The sequence below is a fragment of the Brucella sp. BE17 genome (assembly GCF_039545455.1).
Classification (GTDB): domain Bacteria; phylum Pseudomonadota; class Alphaproteobacteria; order Rhizobiales; family Rhizobiaceae; genus Brucella.
In genome coordinates this window covers 1,911,609-1,931,052 of sequence record NZ_CP154467.1, presented here as the reverse complement: position 1 = coordinate 1,931,052, position 19,444 = coordinate 1,911,609, and the positions used below count along the sequence as shown (strand labels likewise).

Sequence of the window (19,444 nt, the reverse complement as noted above, 5' to 3'; positions counted from 1 at the left end):
GTTTCAAGGCTATTCGTGGCAAAGAAGGCTAAGATGGTTGTGCGTGAATGTCGTATTAGACAATCACTTTTGCGGCCGACGATTTAATGAATCAGGATTAAATGCAATGAGCTCGGCCGATACCGCCGTTTATGATGTCATTGTTGTTGGCGGTGGTCATGCTGGCTGCGAAGCGGCATCAGCTGCCGCACGCGCAGGCGCAAAAACCGCCCTAGTTACCCATCGCTTTGATACGATCGGCACCATGTCGTGTAATCCTGCCATTGGTGGGCTTGGTAAGGGCCATCTTGTGCGAGAAATCGATGCACTTGATGGATTGATGGGGCGTGTTGCTGACAAAGCAGGCATACAGTTCCGACTTCTCAATCGACGTAAGGGCCCGGCAGTCCGTGGCCCGCGCACGCAGGCTGATCGCAAACTTTATCGTCTGGCTATGCAAGAAATGATTGGCGCTCAGGAAAACCTGAGCGTCATTGAAGGTGGCGCTTCTGATATCAAGACGAAGAACGGTTATATCACGGCAGTTGTTTTGACTGATGGCCGCGTTTTGCATTGCGGTTCAGTCGTATTGACGACAGGAACGTTCCTTAATGGTCTGATCCATATCGGCGAGAAAAAGATACCTGCCGGTCGCATGGGAGAAAAACCGTCGTTGGGGCTTTCCGATACGATGCTTGCGCTTGGCTTTACATTGGGTCGATTGAAGACTGGCACGCCACCACGCCTTGATGGACGCACCATCGACTGGCAGAGCCTTAACATGCAATCGGCGGATGCCGACCCGGTTCCGTTTTCGCTTTTGACCGACCGTATTACCACACCGCAAATCGATTGTGGTATTACACGCACAACGCCTGAAACCCATGATGTCATCCGGGCCAATTTACATCGTTCGGCGATGTATTCCGGTTCAATCGAGGGGATCGGGCCGCGTTACTGTCCCTCAGTGGAAGACAAGATCGTCAAGTTTGGTGATCGTGATGGACATCAGATTTTCCTGGAACCAGAAGGTCTGGACGACGATACGGTTTATCCGAATGGTGTTTCCACCTCTCTACCGGAAGATGTGCAACTGGATATACTCAAGACTATTCCAGGTCTTGAAAAAGCAACCATGTTGCAACCGGGTTACGCTATTGAGTATGACTTCATTGATCCGCGCGAATTAAAACGTAGTCTGGAAACGCGTCGTGTGAGTGGATTGTTTCTGGCCGGCCAGATCAATGGCACTACCGGTTATGAAGAAGCTGGCGCTCAAGGCCTTGTCGCAGGCTTGAATGCCGCCCGCCGGGCAGGTGGCATTGAGCCAGTCATCATCCAGCGGACCGAAGCGTATATTGGCGTGATGATCGATGATTTGACGTCGCGCGGTGTGAGTGAGCCTTATCGCATGTTTACGTCACGTGCTGAATTCCGGCTTTCGCTGCGAGCTGATAACGCTGATCAACGATTAACACCTTTGGCCGAAGACTTTGGCATCTTGGGGCATGAACGCAAAGAGCGCTTTCATGCACGTCTGAATGCGCTTTCAGGTGCACGTTCCTTGAGTCAATCATTGTCCATTACGCCCAATCTGGCCAGTCGTTATCAACTGCACCTCAATCATGATGGGGTAAGGCGCTCCGCGTACGATCTTTTGTCATACCCTGACATCGATATTGAACGCTTGAAAATAATCTGGCCTGAATTGGATACAATTGACCCTGTTACGCGCGAAGCGTTGGAAATCGAAGCGCAATATGCCGTTTATATGGAGCGACAACGGAGCGATATCGCTGTTATGGAGCGGGAAGAGCGCTTGTATATTCCCGAGGGTCTGGATATTGATTCCATTTCGGGGCTCTCCAACGAATTGAAGCATAAGTTGAAACAGCGCCGACCTGAAACAATTGCAGAAGCCCAGCGCGTGGATGGAATGACACCCGCTGCTCTGGCTTTATTGATCGCACAGATAAAAAAGCATGGCGTTCGCCAACGTGCCGCTTCTGACCTTTCCGAAGGAGCGGGAGCGGCGTGAAGGAGGATGATCGTTTCAGTAGTCTGCGCGCCATTCACCCGACTGTTTCACGTGAAACAGCGGATAGGTTGGTTGCATTCGAAAGTCTGTTTTATAAATGGTCAAAGGCGATCAATCTTGCATCTCCTTCAACGCTCTCCGATCTCTGGAACCGTCATATTCTTGATAGCGCGCAACTGTTTGCTTTCGCACCAGAAGCGCATCGTTGGTTAGATATAGGTTCCGGCGGGGGCTTCCCAGGTATTGTCACGGCCTGTTACCTTGCGGAAAAGCCCGGAACAAGCATCGATCTTATTGAGAGCGCTGGTAAAAAAGCAGCTTTCCTGCGTACGGCTGCGGGACATTTGGCTATTCCCGCCCATGTCCATGCTGCCCGTATTGAGGCGATGTGGGGTAAACTTGATGCTCCGGATATCGTGACAGCGCGTGCGCTCGCCTCTTTAAGTGATCTTTTTCACCTTTCGGAGCCCTGGTTAAAAAGTGGGGCCAGAGCACTTTTTCAAAAAGGACGGGATTACCAGCGTGAAGTAAGCGAAAGCCGTATTCGTTGGGATTTTGATCTGGTAAAACATACAAGTGCTATCGATCCAGCGTCTGTTATTCTCGAGATCAGCAATCTGCGACGTAAAATCGATTGATGACGGGATTAGTGTGCATCGGCAAGCAGCAAGGGCGGCGAATGAACAGGATGTCCAGAATCATAACCATTGCAAACCAGAAAGGCGGGGTCGGTAAGACGACGACCGCTATTAATCTGGCAACAGCTCTGGCTGCTATCGGGGAATCGGTACTGATCGTCGATCTCGATCCTCAGGGGAACGCCAGCACGGGGCTCGGTATTGATCGTCGTAATCGGCCACTGTCTTCCTATGACGTGCTGACACAGGCTGCGACCATCCCGGAAGCGGCAATACAGACCGATGTACCAAATCTGTACATTGTACCGTCAACGTTGGATCTTCTTGGTATCGAGATGGAAATAGCACAATCGGCAGATCGTACGCGTCGCTTACGCGATTCGTTGCGTTTCGATTCTGCCGTTTCTGAACGGTTTTCCTATATTCTCGTCGATTGCCCTCCTTCGTTGAATCTTCTGACTCTGAATGCTATGGCTTCAGCCGATTCGGTGCTGGTGCCTCTACAGTGCGAATTTTTCGCGCTGGAGGGATTGAGCCAGCTCCTACAGACGGTTGATCAGGTGCGTTCGACAATCAATCCCGATCTAAGTATTCAGGGGATAGTGCTGACCATGTTCGATAGCCGCAACAATCTCGCGGCGCAGGTGGTAGATGATGTTCGTTCCTTCATGGGAGAAAAGGTCTATCGTACAGTTATTCCGCGCAATGTGCGGGTGTCCGAAGCGCCTTCGCATGGAAAGCCGGCGCTCCTTTATGACCTTAAATGTGCGGGCAGCCAGGCTTATCTGCAACTCGCCTCAGAAGTTATCCAGCGTGAGCGACAGCTAAAAGCGGCATAAAGTAGCAAGAGGCTGAAATATCGATACCAATCCAACTGCAGGAATTGCCGACCAATGAATGACGATCCCTCAAAAAAGCGCCTTGGCCGCGGGCTGGCTGCTCTGATCGGCGAGATTGATCGCCCGGTTGAAGAGCGTAAAACGTCGGTTTCAGTGGAGCGTAATGTGCCGATCGAATTCGTCACGCGCAATCCACGAAATCCCCGACGCATGTTTTCTGAGACTGAACTGGAAGATTTGGCGCAGTCGATCAAGGAACACGGCGTCGTCCAGCCGGTTGTCGTGCGTCCGGCACCAGGACAGCCAGACCGTTTTGAGTTGATTGCTGGTGAAAGGCGCTGGCGCGCATCGCAGCGCGCTGGGGTTGATACGATTCCGGTCATCCTGCGTGATGTTGATGATCGTGTAGCGCTGGAAATCGCGATCATTGAAAACGTTCAGCGAGCAGATCTGAACGCGGTTGAAGAAGCTCTTGGGTATCAACAGCTTATTGATAATCATGATTACACACAAAATGATCTTGCGCAGGTAATTGGCAAGAGCCGTAGCCATGTGGCTAACACGTTGCGTCTTTTGAAGCTGCCTGAGAAAGTGCAGGAATTCATTTCTGATGGCGCTCTATCGGCTGGTCATGCCCGTAGCCTGATTACGATGGAAAACCCGACCCAATTAGCGGAAAAGATCGTTAAAGAGGGGCTTTCGGTTCGTCAGGTTGAGGCTCTGGCTCAGGCTGAGGCGCGCGGCGATAGCCGGAAAAAGCCAACAAGATCAGTTCCTTTTGAGAAAGATGCGGATACCAAGGCGCTGGAAAAGCTCCTTTCCGATGTCACCGGCATGAACGTCGAGATCAATCATCGTGAACGTGGTGGCGAAGTCAAAATCCGCTATAGTTCACTTGAGCAGCTCGACGAGATTTGCCGCCGCCTTCAGAGCTGATGATACCTAAGTATTCAGAAAGCCCCATATGTATAAAAGAATCTGTCGCAAAAATTTTTGTGTGACAAAGCGTGGCTGATCGCTGGACGCAACTATGCTGCAAGCGCTGTAAAGGCACTGTTACCTTAATCGAAGCGTAAACATCAGCGGCGGAAAATCGCTTGTCTGAATTCCGCATAACAGATGCGTCAAAGAATAAGTTACGTCAGTAATTTCGTTAAAGTAACAGTGCCTTTCTATCAGATTGCGTAGGCTAAGATTGTAAGTCAGGTACCATCGAACACACAGAAGGATGACGGACTTATCGAAATGGCGGCCTTTGAAAATCGAATAATCCAGCTTCTTGAAAGCTCGAAACCCTATATCAGCCCTCGTTGACGAAACATTTGCAACAGGTCCGTATAAAATGGAGCTTTATTTTTTATCGTCTTGCATTGCGTAGTGCTTCAACACCAATTGCCAGTAGGCATTGACGGATAATTGGTATGGATAATGCTGCATTCTGCCGACTTTCAAGCACAGCGCGCTGAATACGGTCAAGCGCACGGCTGAGGCTTTCGCCGTTCCAGCGGCTAACCACCGTCTCTATGAGCTTCTTGCGATTGAAAAAAATGGGTGGTCTGGCACCTGCTATCACCACAGATGCACTCTTGCGCTCGGTGTCGGCAATATAGCGCAAATTCTGGATTTGCTGAAACTGACGCATGGCGGCGTTAAGCAGCAAAAAGGGTGCGGTTCCCGACTTCACCAAGCGATCGAATGCGGCTTCGAAACGCGAAAGATTGCCAGAAAGCACGGCATCGATGACTTCGTCGATTGAGAGACCGGCCACATCGCCAACGGCTTCACGTACATCATCAATGTCTATCCGCTCCTTTCCCAGCGCATACAGGCATAGCTTTTCCAGTTCACCGCGCGTGGCAAGGCGGTCACCTCCGAGGCTTGCCTGTAACAATTGCCTGCCATCAAGTGTTATCTGCATTTTCCATTCGGCGAGTACTGAATCAATCACGGCATCGATGCTGCGTGCGTCATCCGTATAGCAGGGTAGCGCCATTGCGGCGGACGCATTTTCCACCGCGCTGCGTAGGCCTGCACCTTTTTTAAGGTCCCCGGCCTCGACCAGAATATAGGTTTCGACAGGCGGTTGGGTTGCCAGATGCTTGATCGCTTCAGCCAACTTCTTCTGGCCCGCGGCATTTTTGATCCAGATCAGCCTTTCCCCGCCGAACATGGAAATTGTGCTAGCCTCGTCGGCAAGTTTAGCCGGATCGGCGTCAATCTCGTCCGCCTCCATGCGAATGACGGCAAAGGGATCGTCCAACGGAAGTTTGGTCGCCTCTGCATAACGGCGCGCGCGCTCGTTCACCAGTCCCTTGTCGGGACCGTAAAGCAGAACGACCGGAAACGAGCTGTTGGGCCTGGAGAGGAAACCCTCGACTTCGTGTGCTTTCTTTTGTGCCATATGCCGTTCTTAGAGCATTTTGTAGGAAAGTGCGAAGCGGTTTTGCTCATTATGAAGCAGGGTGAGACTTTGCTTTTGACTATTCGATCAACAGCGCGTCGTCATCCAGCGTCTGGCCGCGTACCTTGCGGAACATTTCGATGAGATCTTCAACGCCCAATGTCTTGCGTTTATCGCCAGTGACGTCGAGCAGCACCTTGCCGCCGTGCAGCATGATGGTACGATCGCCGTAATCAAGCGCCTGACGCATGGAATGCGTCACCATCAGGGCTGTGAGCTTGTTTTCAGCTATAAGTGTACGGGTCAGTTCCATGACGAACTCGGCCATGCCGGGGTCAAGCGCTGCCGTGTGTTCATCGAGAAGCAGCACTTCGGAACCGGCAAGTGTTGCCATGATCAATGAAAGGGCCTGACGCTGCCCGCCGGACAAAAGCTCCATGCGGTCATGCATGCGGTTTTCGAGACTGAGATTGAGGCCCGCTACCCTGTCGCGAAACCAATCGCGCCGACCCGAGCCAAGGGCATGGGCCAGGCCGCGGCGCTTGCCACGTGAAGAAGCCAGCGCCAGGTTTTCCTCGATGGTGAGCGCGCCGCAGCTGCCAGCCAGCGGATCCTGAAATACACGTGCGACCAGCCCGGCGCGATCTGCTGTGGATTTACGGGTGACATCCCGTCCTGCAATGTTGACCTTGCCACCGGTCGCTATGACATCACCGGCCAGCACACCCAGCATCGTCGATTTGCCAGCGCCATTGGAGCCAATAACCGTAACAAACGACCCTTGATGCATCGTCAGGTTGATCTTTTTCAAAACCTGCTTTTCAAGCGGCGTGCCGCGTCCAAAAACAACATCGATATTCGACAACTCGATCATGCTGATGCTCCCCCGCGGCGCAGACGCGGCAATATCAAGGCAAAGGTGACGAGTAGGGCTGTGGCAATATTCAAGTCAGATGCCTGCAGGCCGACGGTACTGCCGTTTGAAAGCGCGAGCTGGATTGCAATACGGTAAATCACAGAGCCGATTACACAGCCAATAAGGATGACCAGCAGATTCCGGGTGCGCAAAATTGTTTCACCGATGATGACAGCGGCAAGGCCAACCACGATGGTACCGACGCCTGATGTGACATCGGCGAAGCCGTTTGTCTGTGCAAAGAGCGCGCCTCCCAGCGCCACAAGCGCATTGGAAAGCGCCATGCCGAGATAGATCTGGCGGTCTGTGCGTACGCCCTGAGCGCGCGCCATTTTCGGATTTGCGCCGGTTGCCCGCATGGCGAGCCCCATATCGCTCTCCAGAAAGCGCCAGACGAGAATGACCGCCAGCACAACCAGAACGAACAGGAACAGAGGGCGGACATAGTATTCTGCCAGTCCGTGGCCGAAGAAGGGGCTCAGCATGGTGTCCTGATTGATGAGCGCTATGTTCGGTTTTCCCATGACGCGCAGGTTTACCGAAAAAAGCGCAATCATCGTGAGAATGGACGCAAGCAGATTGAGAATTTTAAAGCGCACATTGAGGGTCGCTGTCACCAGCCCGGCAATCGATCCAGCAATCATTGCAATGCCGGCTGAAAGCCACGGATTCCAGCCAGCCAGAATGAGCACGCCGGTTACCGCAGCGCCGAGCGGGAAGGAGCCGTCGACTGTCAGATCAGGAAAGTCCAGCACGCGAAACGCCAGATAGACGCCGATGGCTACAAAAGCGAAGACGAGGCCCAACTCGACCGCACCCCAAAAGGCGATCTGACTCACAACGGCGATCCTTGTATTTTGCCGCGACCAATTGCGATCACGTATAGTTCTGGTTAGAGCCTGTCCAGCAGGAAGCGGAGCTTCTTGTGAATGCCTCTGGTGATCATGCAAACTACGGATTTCCCGCCGCGCATTCCGACCCGATACAACTGCAACGTTCTTGCACGCAAGCTTTATCGTTCCGGATGCGCCAAAATGTGCCGGTCTGTGGGACTAATACAACTTTGAAAAAGGCGGAAATTTATCAAATTTCCGCCTTTGCATCATTATTCAGGCCCGAAAGACAGTCAGTTGAAGCTTACTCAACCTTGCTCGTGGCGCGGTCGATGACGGCCTTTGGGATTTCAACGCCCATCTTCTTGGCGGCGCTGAGATTGATCACTAAATCGGTGCCCTTGGCGATATCGACGCCAATGTCACCTGGCTTTTCGCCATTCAGAATCTTGACGACAACCGCGCCCGTCTGCTTGCCGACATCGTAATAGTTGAAACCGAGTGCTGCCATTGCACCACGCTTGACCGAATCCGTATCGGCGGTGAAAAGCGGCATTTTGCTTTCCTCAGCAACACCCACTGCACTTTCAAGGGCTGAAACAATGGTGTTGTCGGTTGGCACATACATGGCATCGGCACGGCCGGAAAGTGCCTGTGCTGCACCTTTCACTTCTGCGGATTTCGTCGCAGCTGACTCAACGATTTCGATATCTTCGGCAGATGCTGCTTCCTTGAGAGCTGCCAGAAGCGATACGGAATTTGTTTCACCCGAATTATAGAGATAGCCAAGCTTCTTGATATCCGGCATGATTTCCTTGATCAGCTTGATATGCTCGACCACAGGCGACATGTCGGAGAGGCCGGTTACATTGCCACCGGGCTTTTCCATATCCTTGACGAGTTGCGCGCCGAGCGGATCGGAAACGGCTGTGAAGACAATCGGAATGTCGCGGGTGGCCGAAACCACAGCCTGCGCCGAAGGAGTTGAGATCGGCACGATCACATCAGGGCCTTCGCCGACGAACTGACGGGCGATCTGTGCGGCGGTTGCCGGGTTGCCCTGAGCGGACTGATAGACGAATTTGAGATTTTCGCCCTCTTTGAAGCCGGCCTCGGCCAGCGCATCTTTCACGCCATCGCGGGCAGCATCAAGAGCTGGATGTTCGACAATTGCCGTCACGGCGACCGTGACATCTTTTGCGTGGGCAGTTATGGCGATCGATGTTGCGGCGAGCAAGGCCAGAAGCGTGGCGCGAAATTTGGAACCCATTGAAATCTCCCCTATCCTGATGCGTTAACGCTGTTAGATTTGCTTAATGAAGTTGTGCAGTTAAATCAATAAGCACGCGCAGCGCATATCCGGTGGAAGTACTTACGGGAGGAAATATGAGCGATTTCGCAATTGTCACGGGCGGAAGCAAGGGGATCGGTGCACATCTCGTTTCAGCTTTCGTGGACGCAGGCTATGCCGTGGCCTTCAGCTATAAATATGATGAAGAAGCGGCCCTATCGCTGGCTGATACAATAGAGGCGGCAGGCGGGCAGGCGCTTGGCCTGGAATGCGATGTGGGCATTGGCGAGGAGGTGGAGGCCTTTTTCGACGAGGCCTGTGGCTGGTTTGGTGACGCGCCGGATGTTTTGGTCAACAATGCCGGTATTCAGACTTGGGCGTCGCTGCTGGAACTCTCCGAGGAAGATTGGGACGAAGTCATCCGCACAAATCTCAAAGGTTGCTTTCTCAATACGCAGACCGCAGCAAAACGCATGGTTGAAGCCGATAAAAGCGGTTCCATCATCAATTTAGGCTCGGGCTGTAACAAGCTCGCCTTTCCACGGCTCGTTTCCTATACGGCATCGAAGGGGGGGATCGAGCAACTGACCAAGGTGACGGCTGCAGAACTGGGCCCGCATGGCATTCGTGTGAATTGTGTCGCGCCAGGTGCCATACTCAATGATCGCACCGCACAGGAACAGCCGGATTATGCGGAAAGCTGGAGCCGCATTACGCCATTAAGGCGCGTCGGGGTCGTAGAAGATATTTCGGGGCCTGTGCTGTTTTTCGCCTCTGAGGCCGCGCGCTTCGTAACCGGTCAGACACTTTGGGTCGATGGCGGGGTCTTTTCGCAGGCGAACTGGCCGTAAGAGCCGGTTCAGGAACTGCAATGGTGATCCCGACAGGAATCGAACCTGTGACCTACAGATTAGGAATCTGTCGCTCTATCCTACTGAGCTACGGGACCAACCGATAAACCATCCGCAAGCCGATGCTGTGCGAATGGTTCGACACATACTGTCTTTCGCCTCTGCCGCCAACCCCGCAAAAGCAGCCGCAAACGTTTTTCTGGGTGAATATTTAAGGTGCAAGTGCTGTTTCCACCAAAGCCACAAAATAGCTAACCCCATAGGGAATGGCGTCGTCGTTGAAATCATAGGCGGGATGATGCAACCCGGGCGTGTCGCCATTGCCGAGAAAAACATAGGCACCGGGACGGGCTTCGAGCATATAGGAGAAATCCTCTGCCGCCATCATTGGTGCGACGGCTGCATTCACCTTGCGTTCGCCCGCAACGCTGTGCGCAACACGCGCAGCAAATTCGGTTTGGGCATCGTGGTTAAAGGTCACCGGATAATTGTTGCGGTAGCGCATGATAATCTCGGCGCCAGTCGCAGCCCCAATACCGTCAGCAACTTCACCGATCCGGAGTTCGGCAAAGGCGCGGGTTTCCTTGCGCAATGTCCTAACCGTTCCTGAAAGCGTGGCTTTTTCGGGAATGACGTTATGGGTGTCGCCAGCATGAAATTGCGTCACCGAAATAACGAGCGAATCCAGTGGATCGGTATTGCGCGATACGATGCCCTGCAAGGCGTTGAGCAATTGCGATCCCGCAAGGATCGGATCAATGACACGATGAGGCTGGGCCGCATGGCCACCGCGTCCGGTGATAAAAAGATCGAACTCATCGGTTGCCGCCATGATCGGGCCCTTGCACATGGCAAACTCACCGACGGGGAGGCCCGGCATATTATGGATGCCGTAAACTTCCGAAATACCGAACCGGTCCATGACACCGTCTTCGACCATGGCCTTTCCGCCAGCTCCACCTTCTTCCGCAGGCTGGAACAGGAGGATGACAGAGCCGCGAAAATTGCGCGTTTCGCATAAATATTGCGCGGCACCCAGCAGCATGGATGTATGGCCGTCATGGCCGCAGGAGTGCGCCTTGCCGGGGGTTTTCGATGCCCATTCCACACCGCTCGTCTCAAGGATCGGCAGGGCGTCCATATCGGCACGCAAAGCAATTGCCCGTCCATCACCATGTCGGCCTTTGATAACGCCGACAACGCCGGAGCGTCCAATTCCTGTTTCTATCTGGTCACAACCAAATGTCTGCAATTTTTCCGCAACGAATTTTGCGGTTTCATGTACGTCATAAAGCAGTTCGGGATTCTGGTGCAGCTTTCGGCGCCATGACGCTATTACAGGTTTATTTTCAACGGAATGATTGAGCACTGGCATTGGAAAAGCTCCCCGGACTGGCCGAACTGGGATGATATGATTTGTGAAAATAACGATATGACGTTTGGGTGAAAGCAGGCAATCCCTGTTTGCCTTTTACTCGCCACATGGCATAGATAAGAGCAAGGTTAATCCTTTTTTAATCACGATTGTTGTGCTTGGTCATGTTCGAGGGCGAGCTGGCTGCATGGAATTGGACTGAAAAGGTCAAGCTCGTCTTGCGTGCTGTTGTTGATTGGAACTGTACAATGATGTCGAAGTCGTTGAAAATCTGGTTTGTCACTGCAACCATGAGTGTTGCGGCAATGGCATCGGCTGAAGCCAATCCGTCGATCGCCGTCGACGTGGCGACCGGCAAGGTTTATTCCCAGCAGGAAGCTTTTCAGCGCTGGTATCCGGCATCGCTCACCAAGATGATGACTGCCTATGTGGCTTTCCGCGCTCTTCAGTCTGGACGGATGACGCTGGATTCGCCCGTTAGAATGACGGTGCGCGCGGCCAAGGAGCCGCCGAGCAAGATGGGCTACAAGCCCGGTTCCGTTATGACACTTGATACGGCACTGAAAATCATGCTGGTAAAATCCGCCAATGATGTTTCGGTTGCGGTTGGTGAAGCGGTGGGCGGGAGCGAGGCCGGTTTCGTCAAGTTGATGAATTCGGAAGCACAGCGCATCGGCATGGTCGGCTCGCATTTCACCAATCCGAACGGCCTTCACGATCCCAACAATTATACCACGGCGCGCGATCTGGCGATTTTGGGCGTGCAGTTGCGCCGCGAGTTTCCCCAATATGCACATTATTTTTCGACTGAAGCGATCAATCCGGGTGCCGGCAGAAAAGTCGAGGCCAATTACAATATCCTGCTCGGTCGTTATGACGGCGCCGATGGGATGAAAACAGGTTTCGTTTGTGCCTCGGGCTTCAATCTTGCCGGATCGGCAACGCGCAATGGCCGTACCGTACTGGCAATCGTGCTTGGTGCGGACCGGCAGGAAGCTCGCGCCGTTCAGGCCGCACAGCTGATGTCTGAGGCTTTCCGCACCCGCGCTTCGGGTGATGTTACCCTGGCCACGCTGCGTCCTGCGGCGGGCGGTAATCTCAATCAGGCCACCGATATGCGCAAGACCATCTGCAACCAGCAGGCCATGGCGGATCGCTGGGACGGCCGCGACGTTGAAGGGCGCCTGCGGATCAATTCGCCCTATATCCATGCCATGGATCGTGATCCGGTCGCGGTGCAGGTGGGCCTTGTTTCAGAGCCCGGGCCGGTTACCAAGCCGAGCCAGCTTGATATTTCACAAATTCCGGTTCCCATGCCGCGCCCGCAGCGCGGGGTAAAGACGACGGCCATCAACTGATCGCCCGAATGACCGGTCCAGAAATGTGCCTTTCGGAATATCTTGTTATTTCCGGGCGATAGCATCTCCAACATCAAGTATTTATAATGGCAAATCCTATTCCCGTTTCTGTTTTGACCGGCTTTCTTGGCTCAGGCAAGACGACATTGCTCAATCGACTTTTGAAGGACCCGGCGCTCAGCGACACGGCGGTGATCATCAACGAGTTTGGCGAGGTGAGTATCGACCATCTGCTTGTCGAGCAGGCGAGCGAAGGGGTGATTGAGCTTGCGGATGGCTGCCTGTGCTGCACGGTGCGCGGCGAACTTGTCGATACGCTTGCCGACCTTATAGACCGTTTGCAGACGGGCAAGATCAAGGCGCTGAAACGCATCATTATCGAGACCACAGGCCTGGCCGATCCCGCACCTGTCCTGCATTCAATCATGGGACATCCGGTGCTCATGCAGGCGTTGCGGCTGGATGGCGTTCTGGCAACGGTTGACACCGTCAATGGTATGGCGACACTGGATAATCATGAAGAAGCGGTCAAGCAGGCGGCCATGGCCGACCGGGTCATCCTGACCAAGAGCGATTTGCCGGAGGCGCAGGCCGGATTATCCGCCTTGAAGGCGCGGCTGAAACTGCTCAATCCCGGCGCGGAGCTTTTAACCGCAGGCAAAGACGAAGCGGGTTATGCTGCGCTTTTTGAATGCGGCCTCTATAATCCTGAAACCAAATCGGCTGATGTGCAGCGCTGGCTCAAGGCCGAAGCCTATGCCGATCACGATCATGATAACGGGCATCACCATCATGATCATCACGCACATACGCATAATCATGAACACCACCACCATCATGATGATGCGATCCGGTCTTTCTCGTTAAGGCATGATGCGCCGATCCCGCTTTCGACTTTTGAGATGTTTCTCGACCTTCTGCGCTCGGCGCATGGCGAGAAGCTTCTGCGCGTCAAGGGCGTTGTGCAGATTGCCGAAGACCCGGAGCGCCCAGTGGTCATCCATGGCGTGCAGAAGATTTTTCATCCGCCGGCAAGGTTGCCGCACTGGCCGCAGGATCAGGAAGGCAAACGCGAGACACTGCTGGTAATGATCGTCAAGGATTTGCCGGAGAGCTACGTGCGCGAGCTTTTCGATGCATTTCTCGGGCGGCCGAGCGTTGACCGGCCTGATCGCGCCGCACTCACCGAAAACCCGCTCGCCATACCCGGTTACTCGCCAAGAACGTAGAAGCCTTTACCGGCTATTTCTTGCGGATAAGAAACCGGTGCAGGCTTTCATCTTGTTCCTGCGTAACCAGCTCGTGGCCCTCCTGGGTACAGAAATGCGGGAGGTCGATGCCGGATAGCGGATCGGTTGTTTCCACCCACAGCAGCGCGCCACTCGCCAGTCTGACCAGCCGGTTGCGGGTTTTCAAAACGGGAAGAGGGCATTTAAGCCCCCTCAGATCGTAAACAGGAATGCAAGCGTCCGGTAGCATCACTTACCGCCGATTTTCCACCATGGCTTCTTTGCGTCTGGTGTAGCGGCAGGCGGGGTCTGCTCCGCCGTTTGCGTGACCGTGCTTCCGGTTGTCATGGGTGAGATGCCGTTGGGCGCTTCGGCTGCCGGGGTGGCTGCGATAGCAGTTGGTTGCGGTGCCGGGGCAGGTGTCGCGGGGACCGTATCCGGTGCACCGGCTTTTTCAGCCGAGGCTGGCGAAAGCGACGGCGGTTGGCGGCTTACCTTTTCGCCACGTGCCCGCGCCGCACTCCAGGCTGAAACGAGTTTGGCTTCCGCAATCCCCTGAATGGAAGGTGCTGGCTTTTTCTGTGCTGCACTGAATGCGCTCTGGAAGGTTTTCTCGTAAGATGCGTAGGACATGGCTTCGGCATTCACCGAAGGCGGGCAAGCCTCGGTCGGCGACAAAGCCTGACCATCGGGCGTTGAAACGTTGAACACATAGCGCTTTTCGCAGACGTCGACTTTCGGCGGAACCTTTGTCGTCTCAAAGGCGTCGTAGCCCTGCTTGAGCATTTTCCAGAATGCGTAGTTTGGATCGCTCTTGTAGCGCGCCATATTGGCAGTGGTCATGCGGAAGGGGAATGCCTGAATCTGGAAATCGCGCTGACCGCCCTTGAAGGCGTCGCGCCCAAACGCATAGATTTCAGCAACACTTTCATCGGTCATCGAATAACAACCCGACGAAGAGCACGCACCATGCACCATCAGATGCTGGCCTGTGCGCTGGTTGGCTTTATCGTAAGCGTTGGGGAAGCCGATGTTGAAGGCTAGATAATATTGCGATTCCGGATTCATCTGCGCCGGACGGACGTTATAAAAGCCTTCGGGTGCCTGACGATCGCCCTCGACAAATTTCGGGCCAAGCTTGCCCGACCATTTGCAGATTTCGTAAGATGCAATCTGATCGTACTTGCCGTTGTTCTTCTGCTTCCAGACTTCCAGAACGCCCTCTTCCTTGAAGATACGCACCATGACTGGCGACGTGCGGGTCATACCCTTCGCCTTCATCTTGGTGATGATCTTGTGCGGCAGCGGCTTTTCAGCCCGCAAGCTCAGATCGGATACGGATGAGCCCTGACAACCCGCGAGAAGAGCGGTTGCCATGACTGTGCCGAGTATTGCGCTTCTGATCTTCATATCGCATCGAGTCTGTTTATGGCGGCAAAAGAGCCGGTTTCCTGTAAGGGGATTTTACAAACCAAATCTTACGGTATCGTTTACGAAACCCTTATCGGGTATCTAAAAATAAACGCCACGGCAATATGGCTGAAATCTCAGGAGGATGCAAATTCCGATCATGCGCGGTATGCGGGCAGAAATGACGCCGCATACAGAGCGATTAGAGATTGCGTCCGATCTGCAAAAACTTCTGGCGGCGTTCCTGTTTCAGCGTTTCGCCGTCAACATCCTTCATTGAACGCAGCGATGCAGTGATAATATCGCCTGCCGCGTCAATCACCGCTTCCTTGCCGCGATGGGCGCCACCGAGTGGCTCTGGGATAATGCCGTCGATCACTTTCAGCTCGAACAGATCTTGCGCGGTGATCTTCATATTGGATGCTGCATCCTTGGCGCGCGTGGAGTCATGCCACAGGATCGAGGCTGCGCCTTCCGGTGAAATGACCGAATAGATGGAATGTTCGAGCATATAGACGCGGTTGGCGACGGCGATCGCGATAGCGCCACCCGAACCGCCTTCACCGATGATGATCGAAATGACCGGAACGCGCAGTTTGAGGCATTGAGCCGTAGAGCGGGCAATGGCTTCGGCCTGACCGCGTTCTTCTGCGCTCACACCCGGATAGGCACCGGCTGTATCGACCAGTGTAATGAGGGGAAGCTGGAAGCGGTCGGCCAGTTCCATGATGCGGACAGCCTTGCGGTAGCCTTCAGGTCGCGCTGAGCCGAAATTATGCTTGAGTCGGGTTTTGGTGTCCGAGCCTTTTTCCTGACCAAGGATTGCCACCGGCACACCGTTAAATCGGGCAAAGCCGCCCTGAATGGCTTCGTCATTGGCGAACTGGCGATCACCGGCCAAGGGTGTGAATTCCGTGAACAGCCGTTCGATATATTCGAGGCAATGCGGACGATCCGGGTGGCGGGCGATCTGGGCTTTCTGCCATGGCGTCAGCTTGCGATAAATATCTTTCAACGCATCGGCTGAACGTTTCTCGAGGCGACTGATTTCGTCGCTCATCTCGACGCTGCCTTGTTCCTGTGCGAGCTTCTTCAGCTCCAGAATCTGGCCTTCGAGATCAGCGACGGGTTTTTCAAAATCGAGATAATTGTACATCGGGCCTGACTGTTCGTGCGTTTACCAGAGATTAGCGCCATGGAAAAAGGCTGTTTTACGGCGCATTACATATTCGCTACGGGTGCAACTTGCAAATTTTAGCTTTCTCATAGCGGCAGGTGGATTAATCGGCAAGCGGATGATGCTCACTGACAAGTTTATGAAGTCTTTCTTCCAGCACATGCGTGTAAATTTGTGTCGTCGAGATATCGGCATGCCCGAGCAATTGCTGAACGGTGCGCAGATCGGCACCATTTTGCAGAAGATGACTGGCAAAAGCGTGGCGCATGACGTGTGGGGAGACGGCTGCGGCCGATAATCCCGCACGTGCCGCAAGCCCTTTGAGTTCTCGCGCAAAAACCTGTCGGGCTAGATGGCCGCTTTCGGAAAAGGCAGGAAACAGCCACGAATTATCCTCGATGCCGGGCAGCGAATCACGTGCGCTGAGAAAATTTTGCAGTGCGTCAAGGGCCTTTGGTGATAGCGGAACCATGCGGTCTTTCGCGCCCTTGCCACGCACCATCAAAAAGCGGTGATCTGTTCGCGCAACGCTGGCTGGCAGGCTGACCAGTTCGGAAACGCGCAAACCGGTCGCGTAAAGTGTTTCGATCAGCGCATGCAGACGCAGTGCCTTAATGCGTTCGCCTGGATCGGATGGCTCGATGGCTTCCAGGGCCGCGCGGTCAAGCAGGCGGGTAACATTTTCCACGCTCATGATCTTAGGCAGCGGCTTTTGCTTTTTGGGCGCATCGATGATGCCGGTGGGGTCGTCCTTGCGATAGCCTTCGGCGTAAAGAAAACGAAAAAACTGCCGCAAGGCTGACAGGCGACGCGCCTGTGAGGTAGCGGCAAAACCTTCGGTTGCCATGGCATTAAGTATTGCGCGTATGTCGTCGGCGTCCGCTTCCGCAAGATTGACCTTTCGTGTGACCAGCACGTCTGCTGCTGCTTGAAGATCGCGGGAATAGGATTCGAGCGTATTGCCCGCCGCGCCCCGTTCTGCACTCATCATTTCCAAAAAATTCTCGATTGCCAGCGATGCGCGCATTGTCATTCATTCCCGGGGATTTCTGTTCCAGCCTGTTTTGGTGAAATCGCAAGGGGTTTTAAATGAGTTGCAGGAATTTCAACCGACATCTCATGTGTTTGCGGTTTGACGAAATTGGCGAGTGCATAGATCGCGCCATAGGTGATGGCGGCAAGGAGGCCAAGAAAAGCAAGAAGGCGCGTCAGAGTGGGCATGCTGCCTTTATGATGCGGCATGAAGGCGAAAGCAAGGATATGCATGGATTGATGCGGCGGTTTTGAAAACGCTGTCTTTGCGTCTCATTGGATGAAAGCCATTGACGCCGCGTGGTTTTTCATGTCGAACCGATGCAAATGGATGAGGTCGATGAGCAGTACAGACAAACAAGCCGGTCCGCATGAGAAAGCCGAGGCAATCCGCACCCTGCTTGGTACGAGGGTGGTCGTTCTTGTCGGGCTGATGGGGGCGGGAAAGTCCACTATCGGCCGTAAGGTCGCATCCATGCTTGGATTGCCGTTTCGCGATGCCGATAACGAGATCGAAGCGGTTTCGCGCATGTCCATTGCCGAATTGTTCGAAAGCTATGGCGAGAAAGAGTTCCGCGATCTGGAACGGCGTGTCATCTTGCGGCTTCTCGACGATGGTCCCATGGTTCTTGCTACAGGTGGCGGCGCTTATATGAATGCCGAAACCCGCGCAGCAATTGCCGAGGCTGGCGTTTCAGTATGGCTCAATGCGGAGCTTGATGTGTTGATGGAGCGCGTTTCACGTCGCCAGAACCGTCCTTTGCTTAAAAACAGCAATCCGCGTGGTGTCATGCAGAAACTGATGGACGAGCGCTACCCGGTCTATGAGATGGCCGATCTGCATCTGGTGACACGCGACGAGAAAAAAGAAGTGATTGCCGACGAACTGATCGAGGTTCTCAACCGCCATCTTGATACATCGACTGGAGAATGAATATGACTGCCGCTTCGCCTTCTTCCAAAAACGTCACCGTTCCGGTTTCGCTGGGCGAGCGTTCCTATGACATCGTGATCGGTGACGGGCTGATCGAGCAGGCGGGCGAGGAGATCATCAAGCGTGTCAGGCACGCCCGCGTCGGGATTGTTACCGACGAAAACGTTGCACAATCCCATCTCGAGAGGCTGACGCAGAGTTTTGAGCGTGCGGGCATTGCCTCGACATCGGTGGTGGTCGGACCGGGCGAAAAATCAAAATCCTTTGAAACGCTTCAAACCGTCACCGAAGCAATTCTGGAAGCGCGGCTGGAGCGCGGTGATCTGCTGGTGGCTTTCGGCGGCGGAGTCGTTGGCGATCTGGCAGGCTTTGTTGCGGGCATCGTGCGGCGCGGCATGGATTTTGTGCAGATACCGACCTCGCTGCTGGCACAGGTGGATTCGTCCGTGGGCGGCAAGACCGGCATCAATACCACTCAGGGCAAGAATCTGGTCGGCGTTTTTAACCAGCCACAACTGGTGCTGGCCGATAGCAGCGTTCTCGACACGCTCAGCCCACGTGAGTTTCGCGCCGGTTATGCGGAACTCGCCAAATATGGTCTGATCGACCGTCCTGATTTCTTCGAATGGCTGGAGAAAAACTGGCAGGAAATCTTTGCGGGTGGTGCAGCGCGGGTGGAGGCGATCGCTGAAGCCTGCCGCTGCAAGGCGGCCGTGGTTGCCCGCGACGAGCGCGAAACCGGTGATAGAGCACTTCTCAATCTTGGCCATACTTTTGGCCACGCGCTGGAAACAGCCGTGGGCTATGATTCGACCCGTCTGGTCCATGGTGAGGGCGTTGCCATCGGCATGGCACTGGCGCACCGCTTTTCGGTCAAGATGAATCTCTGCGGTGTTGAAGCGGCTGAACGGGTCGAGGCGCATCTCAAAGCTGTCGGCCTGCCGACCTCGCTTGCGCAAGTGCCGGGCGGTCTGCCGCCTGCGGAAAAGCTGATGGATTATATAGCGCAGGATAAGAAAGTTGCGCGCGGTGCTCTCACCTTTATCCTGACGCATGGCATTGGCAAGTCCTTCATTGCCAAGGACGTTCCGCCTGCCGCCGTGCTGGAGTTTCTGAAAGAACGGTTGGCCAGGGACGTTTAAG

General features: G+C 54.2%; 19 protein-coding genes, 1 tRNA gene and 1 pseudogene. 9 read left to right on the top strand and 12 right to left on the bottom strand.

What is annotated here, in order from left to right; genetic code table 11:
- The first annotated feature begins 106 nt into the window (after positions 1–106).
- Genes mnmG through AAIB41_RS09390 form a run of 4 tightly spaced genes read left to right on the top strand, consistent with a single transcriptional unit; the run spans position 107 to position 4,430 of the window.
- On the top strand, positions 107–2,017 hold the full coding sequence (mnmG, locus tag AAIB41_RS09405) for a tRNA uridine-5-carboxymethylaminomethyl(34) synthesis enzyme MnmG (RefSeq protein WP_343313061.1): 1,911 nt from the start codon (positions 107–109) through the stop codon (positions 2,015–2,017).
- Entirely contained in the window at positions 2,014–2,655 is a 642-nt protein-coding gene (rsmG, locus tag AAIB41_RS09400) for a 16S rRNA (guanine(527)-N(7))-methyltransferase RsmG (protein ID WP_343313060.1), read from the top strand. The genes mnmG and rsmG overlap by 4 nt, the downstream gene beginning before the upstream one ends.
- A gap of 41 nt (positions 2,656–2,696) precedes the next feature.
- A complete protein-coding gene (locus tag AAIB41_RS09395) occupies positions 2,697–3,494 on the top strand; it encodes a ParA family protein (RefSeq protein WP_343313059.1) in 798 nt (265 codons plus the stop codon).
- 54 nt (positions 3,495–3,548) lie between these two features.
- Positions 3,549–4,430: a ParB/RepB/Spo0J family partition protein gene (locus AAIB41_RS09390; protein WP_343313058.1), complete on the top strand. Its 882-nt coding sequence runs from the start codon at positions 3,549–3,551 to the stop codon at positions 4,428–4,430.
- Positions 4,431–4,664: 234 nt separating this feature from the next.
- Here the strand turns inward: AAIB41_RS09390 and AAIB41_RS09385 are convergent.
- From AAIB41_RS09385 to AAIB41_RS09365, 5 genes and pseudogenes are all read right to left on the bottom strand, one after another.
- Positions 4,665–4,757: pseudogene (locus AAIB41_RS09385) on the bottom strand (IS6 family transposase); the annotation flags it as partial.
- Positions 4,758–4,851: 94 nt separating this feature from the next.
- Positions 4,852–5,895, bottom strand: a complete 1,044-nt coding sequence (holA, locus tag AAIB41_RS09380; protein ID WP_343313057.1) for a DNA polymerase III subunit delta — start codon at positions 5,893–5,895, stop codon at positions 4,852–4,854.
- Between the two features lie 79 nt (positions 5,896–5,974).
- Complete coding sequence (locus AAIB41_RS09375) at positions 5,975–6,769, bottom strand: ABC transporter ATP-binding protein (protein ID WP_343313056.1); 795 nt, start codon at positions 6,767–6,769, stop codon at positions 5,975–5,977.
- A complete protein-coding gene (locus AAIB41_RS09370) occupies positions 6,766–7,650 on the bottom strand; it encodes an ABC transporter permease (protein WP_343313055.1) in 885 nt (294 codons plus the stop codon). The genes AAIB41_RS09375 and AAIB41_RS09370 overlap by 4 nt, the downstream gene beginning before the upstream one ends.
- A gap of 298 nt (positions 7,651–7,948) precedes the next feature.
- Positions 7,949–8,914 carry an ABC transporter substrate-binding protein gene (locus AAIB41_RS09365; protein WP_343313053.1) on the bottom strand — a complete coding sequence of 322 codons (966 nt, stop codon included), beginning with the start codon at positions 8,912–8,914 and terminating at the stop codon, positions 7,949–7,951.
- 116 nt (positions 8,915–9,030) lie between these two features.
- Here AAIB41_RS09365 and AAIB41_RS09360 point away from each other — a divergent pair, with 116 nt between their 5' ends.
- Positions 9,031–9,786 carry an SDR family NAD(P)-dependent oxidoreductase gene (locus tag AAIB41_RS09360; protein WP_343313052.1) on the top strand — a complete coding sequence of 252 codons (756 nt, stop codon included), beginning with the start codon at positions 9,031–9,033 and terminating at the stop codon, positions 9,784–9,786.
- Between the two features lie 21 nt (positions 9,787–9,807).
- Here AAIB41_RS09360 and AAIB41_RS09355 read toward each other — a convergent pair.
- Positions 9,808–9,884 (bottom strand) — tRNA-Arg (locus tag AAIB41_RS09355).
- Between the two features lie 113 nt (positions 9,885–9,997).
- The gene (locus AAIB41_RS09350; RefSeq protein ID WP_343313050.1) at positions 9,998–11,161 is read right to left on the bottom strand and encodes a M20 aminoacylase family protein; all 1,164 of its coding nucleotides are present in this window, start codon (positions 11,159–11,161) and stop codon (positions 9,998–10,000) included.
- A gap of 248 nt (positions 11,162–11,409) precedes the next feature.
- Between AAIB41_RS09350 and AAIB41_RS09345 the strand changes: the two genes are divergently transcribed.
- Both AAIB41_RS09345 and AAIB41_RS09340 read left to right on the top strand, forming a co-directional pair.
- Positions 11,410–12,519 carry a D-alanyl-D-alanine carboxypeptidase family protein gene (locus AAIB41_RS09345; protein ID WP_343313049.1) on the top strand — a complete coding sequence of 370 codons (1,110 nt, stop codon included), beginning with the start codon at positions 11,410–11,412 and terminating at the stop codon, positions 12,517–12,519.
- Positions 12,520–12,605: 86 nt separating this feature from the next.
- Positions 12,606–13,748 carry a GTP-binding protein gene (locus AAIB41_RS09340; RefSeq protein WP_343313048.1) on the top strand — a complete coding sequence of 381 codons (1,143 nt, stop codon included), beginning with the start codon at positions 12,606–12,608 and terminating at the stop codon, positions 13,746–13,748.
- Positions 13,749–13,761: 13 nt separating this feature from the next.
- On the opposite strand, the gene AAIB41_RS09335 is transcribed toward AAIB41_RS09340, so the two are convergent.
- The 5 genes from AAIB41_RS09335 to AAIB41_RS09315 all read right to left on the bottom strand — a co-directional run bounded on the left by AAIB41_RS09335 (position 13,762) and on the right by AAIB41_RS09315 (position 17,556).
- Positions 13,762–13,998, bottom strand: coding sequence for a sulfurtransferase TusA family protein (locus tag AAIB41_RS09335; protein WP_343313046.1), 237 nt, complete (start codon positions 13,996–13,998; stop codon positions 13,762–13,764).
- Positions 13,998–15,158 (bottom strand): murein L,D-transpeptidase family protein, encoded by a 1,161-nt coding sequence (locus AAIB41_RS09330; RefSeq protein ID WP_343313045.1) that lies wholly within the window; start codon positions 15,156–15,158, stop codon positions 13,998–14,000. The genes AAIB41_RS09335 and AAIB41_RS09330 overlap by 1 nt, the downstream gene beginning before the upstream one ends.
- 202 nt (positions 15,159–15,360) lie before the next feature.
- Complete coding sequence (locus tag AAIB41_RS09325) at positions 15,361–16,314, bottom strand: acetyl-CoA carboxylase carboxyltransferase subunit alpha (RefSeq protein WP_343313044.1); 954 nt, start codon at positions 16,312–16,314, stop codon at positions 15,361–15,363.
- A 124-nt stretch (positions 16,315–16,438) separates the two neighbouring features.
- On the bottom strand, positions 16,439–17,362 hold the full coding sequence (gene xerD, locus AAIB41_RS09320; protein WP_343313043.1) for a site-specific tyrosine recombinase XerD: 924 nt from the start codon (positions 17,360–17,362) through the stop codon (positions 16,439–16,441).
- Between the two features lie 2 nt (positions 17,363–17,364).
- Positions 17,365–17,556, bottom strand: coding sequence for a recombinase (locus tag AAIB41_RS09315; protein WP_343314724.1), 192 nt, complete (start codon positions 17,554–17,556; stop codon positions 17,365–17,367).
- 151 nt (positions 17,557–17,707) lie between these two features.
- On the opposite strand from AAIB41_RS09315, the gene AAIB41_RS09310 reads away from it, so the two are divergent.
- A complete protein-coding gene (locus AAIB41_RS09310; protein ID WP_343313042.1) occupies positions 17,708–18,301 on the top strand; it encodes a shikimate kinase in 594 nt (197 codons plus the stop codon).
- A 2-nt stretch (positions 18,302–18,303) separates the two neighbouring features.
- Positions 18,304–19,443 carry a 3-dehydroquinate synthase gene (gene aroB / locus AAIB41_RS09305; RefSeq protein ID WP_343313041.1) on the top strand — a complete coding sequence of 380 codons (1,140 nt, stop codon included), beginning with the start codon at positions 18,304–18,306 and terminating at the stop codon, positions 19,441–19,443.
- Position 19,444: the final 1 nt, after the last annotated feature.

Bases quoted from the DNA above. Each gene is read 5' to 3' on its own strand.
- AAIB41_RS09345 (WP_343313049.1), top strand. From the start codon at position 11,410: ATGATGTCGAAGTCGTTGAAAATCTGGTTTGTCACTGCAACCATGAGT.
- xerD (WP_343313043.1), bottom strand. From the start codon at position 17,362: ATGCGCGCATCGCTGGCAATCGAGAATTTTTTGGAAATGATGAGTGCA.
- AAIB41_RS09395 (WP_343313059.1), top strand. From the start codon at position 2,697: ATGAACAGGATGTCCAGAATCATAACCATTGCAAACCAGAAAGGCGGG.
- AAIB41_RS09350 (WP_343313050.1), bottom strand. From the start codon at position 11,161: ATGCCAGTGCTCAATCATTCCGTTGAAAATAAACCTGTAATAGCGTCA.
- AAIB41_RS09360 (WP_343313052.1), top strand. From the start codon at position 9,031: ATGAGCGATTTCGCAATTGTCACGGGCGGAAGCAAGGGGATCGGTGCA.
- AAIB41_RS09310 (WP_343313042.1), top strand. From the start codon at position 17,708: ATGAGCAGTACAGACAAACAAGCCGGTCCGCATGAGAAAGCCGAGGCA.
- AAIB41_RS09335 (WP_343313046.1), bottom strand. From the start codon at position 13,998: ATGCTACCGGACGCTTGCATTCCTGTTTACGATCTGAGGGGGCTTAAA.
- AAIB41_RS09375 (WP_343313056.1), bottom strand. From the start codon at position 6,769: ATGATCGAGTTGTCGAATATCGATGTTGTTTTTGGACGCGGCACGCCG.
- AAIB41_RS09315 (WP_343314724.1), bottom strand. From the start codon at position 17,556: ATGCCCACTCTGACGCGCCTTCTTGCTTTTCTTGGCCTCCTTGCCGCC.
- aroB (WP_343313041.1), top strand. From the start codon at position 18,304: ATGACTGCCGCTTCGCCTTCTTCCAAAAACGTCACCGTTCCGGTTTCG.
- mnmG (WP_343313061.1), top strand. From the start codon at position 107: ATGAGCTCGGCCGATACCGCCGTTTATGATGTCATTGTTGTTGGCGGT.
- AAIB41_RS09365 (WP_343313053.1), bottom strand. From the start codon at position 8,914: ATGGGTTCCAAATTTCGCGCCACGCTTCTGGCCTTGCTCGCCGCAACA.
- AAIB41_RS09390 (WP_343313058.1), top strand. From the start codon at position 3,549: ATGAATGACGATCCCTCAAAAAAGCGCCTTGGCCGCGGGCTGGCTGCT.
- AAIB41_RS09330 (WP_343313045.1), bottom strand. From the start codon at position 15,158: ATGAAGATCAGAAGCGCAATACTCGGCACAGTCATGGCAACCGCTCTT.
- holA (WP_343313057.1), bottom strand. From the start codon at position 5,895: ATGGCACAAAAGAAAGCACACGAAGTCGAGGGTTTCCTCTCCAGGCCC.
- AAIB41_RS09340 (WP_343313048.1), top strand. From the start codon at position 12,606: ATGGCAAATCCTATTCCCGTTTCTGTTTTGACCGGCTTTCTTGGCTCA.
- AAIB41_RS09325 (WP_343313044.1), bottom strand. From the start codon at position 16,314: ATGTACAATTATCTCGATTTTGAAAAACCCGTCGCTGATCTCGAAGGC.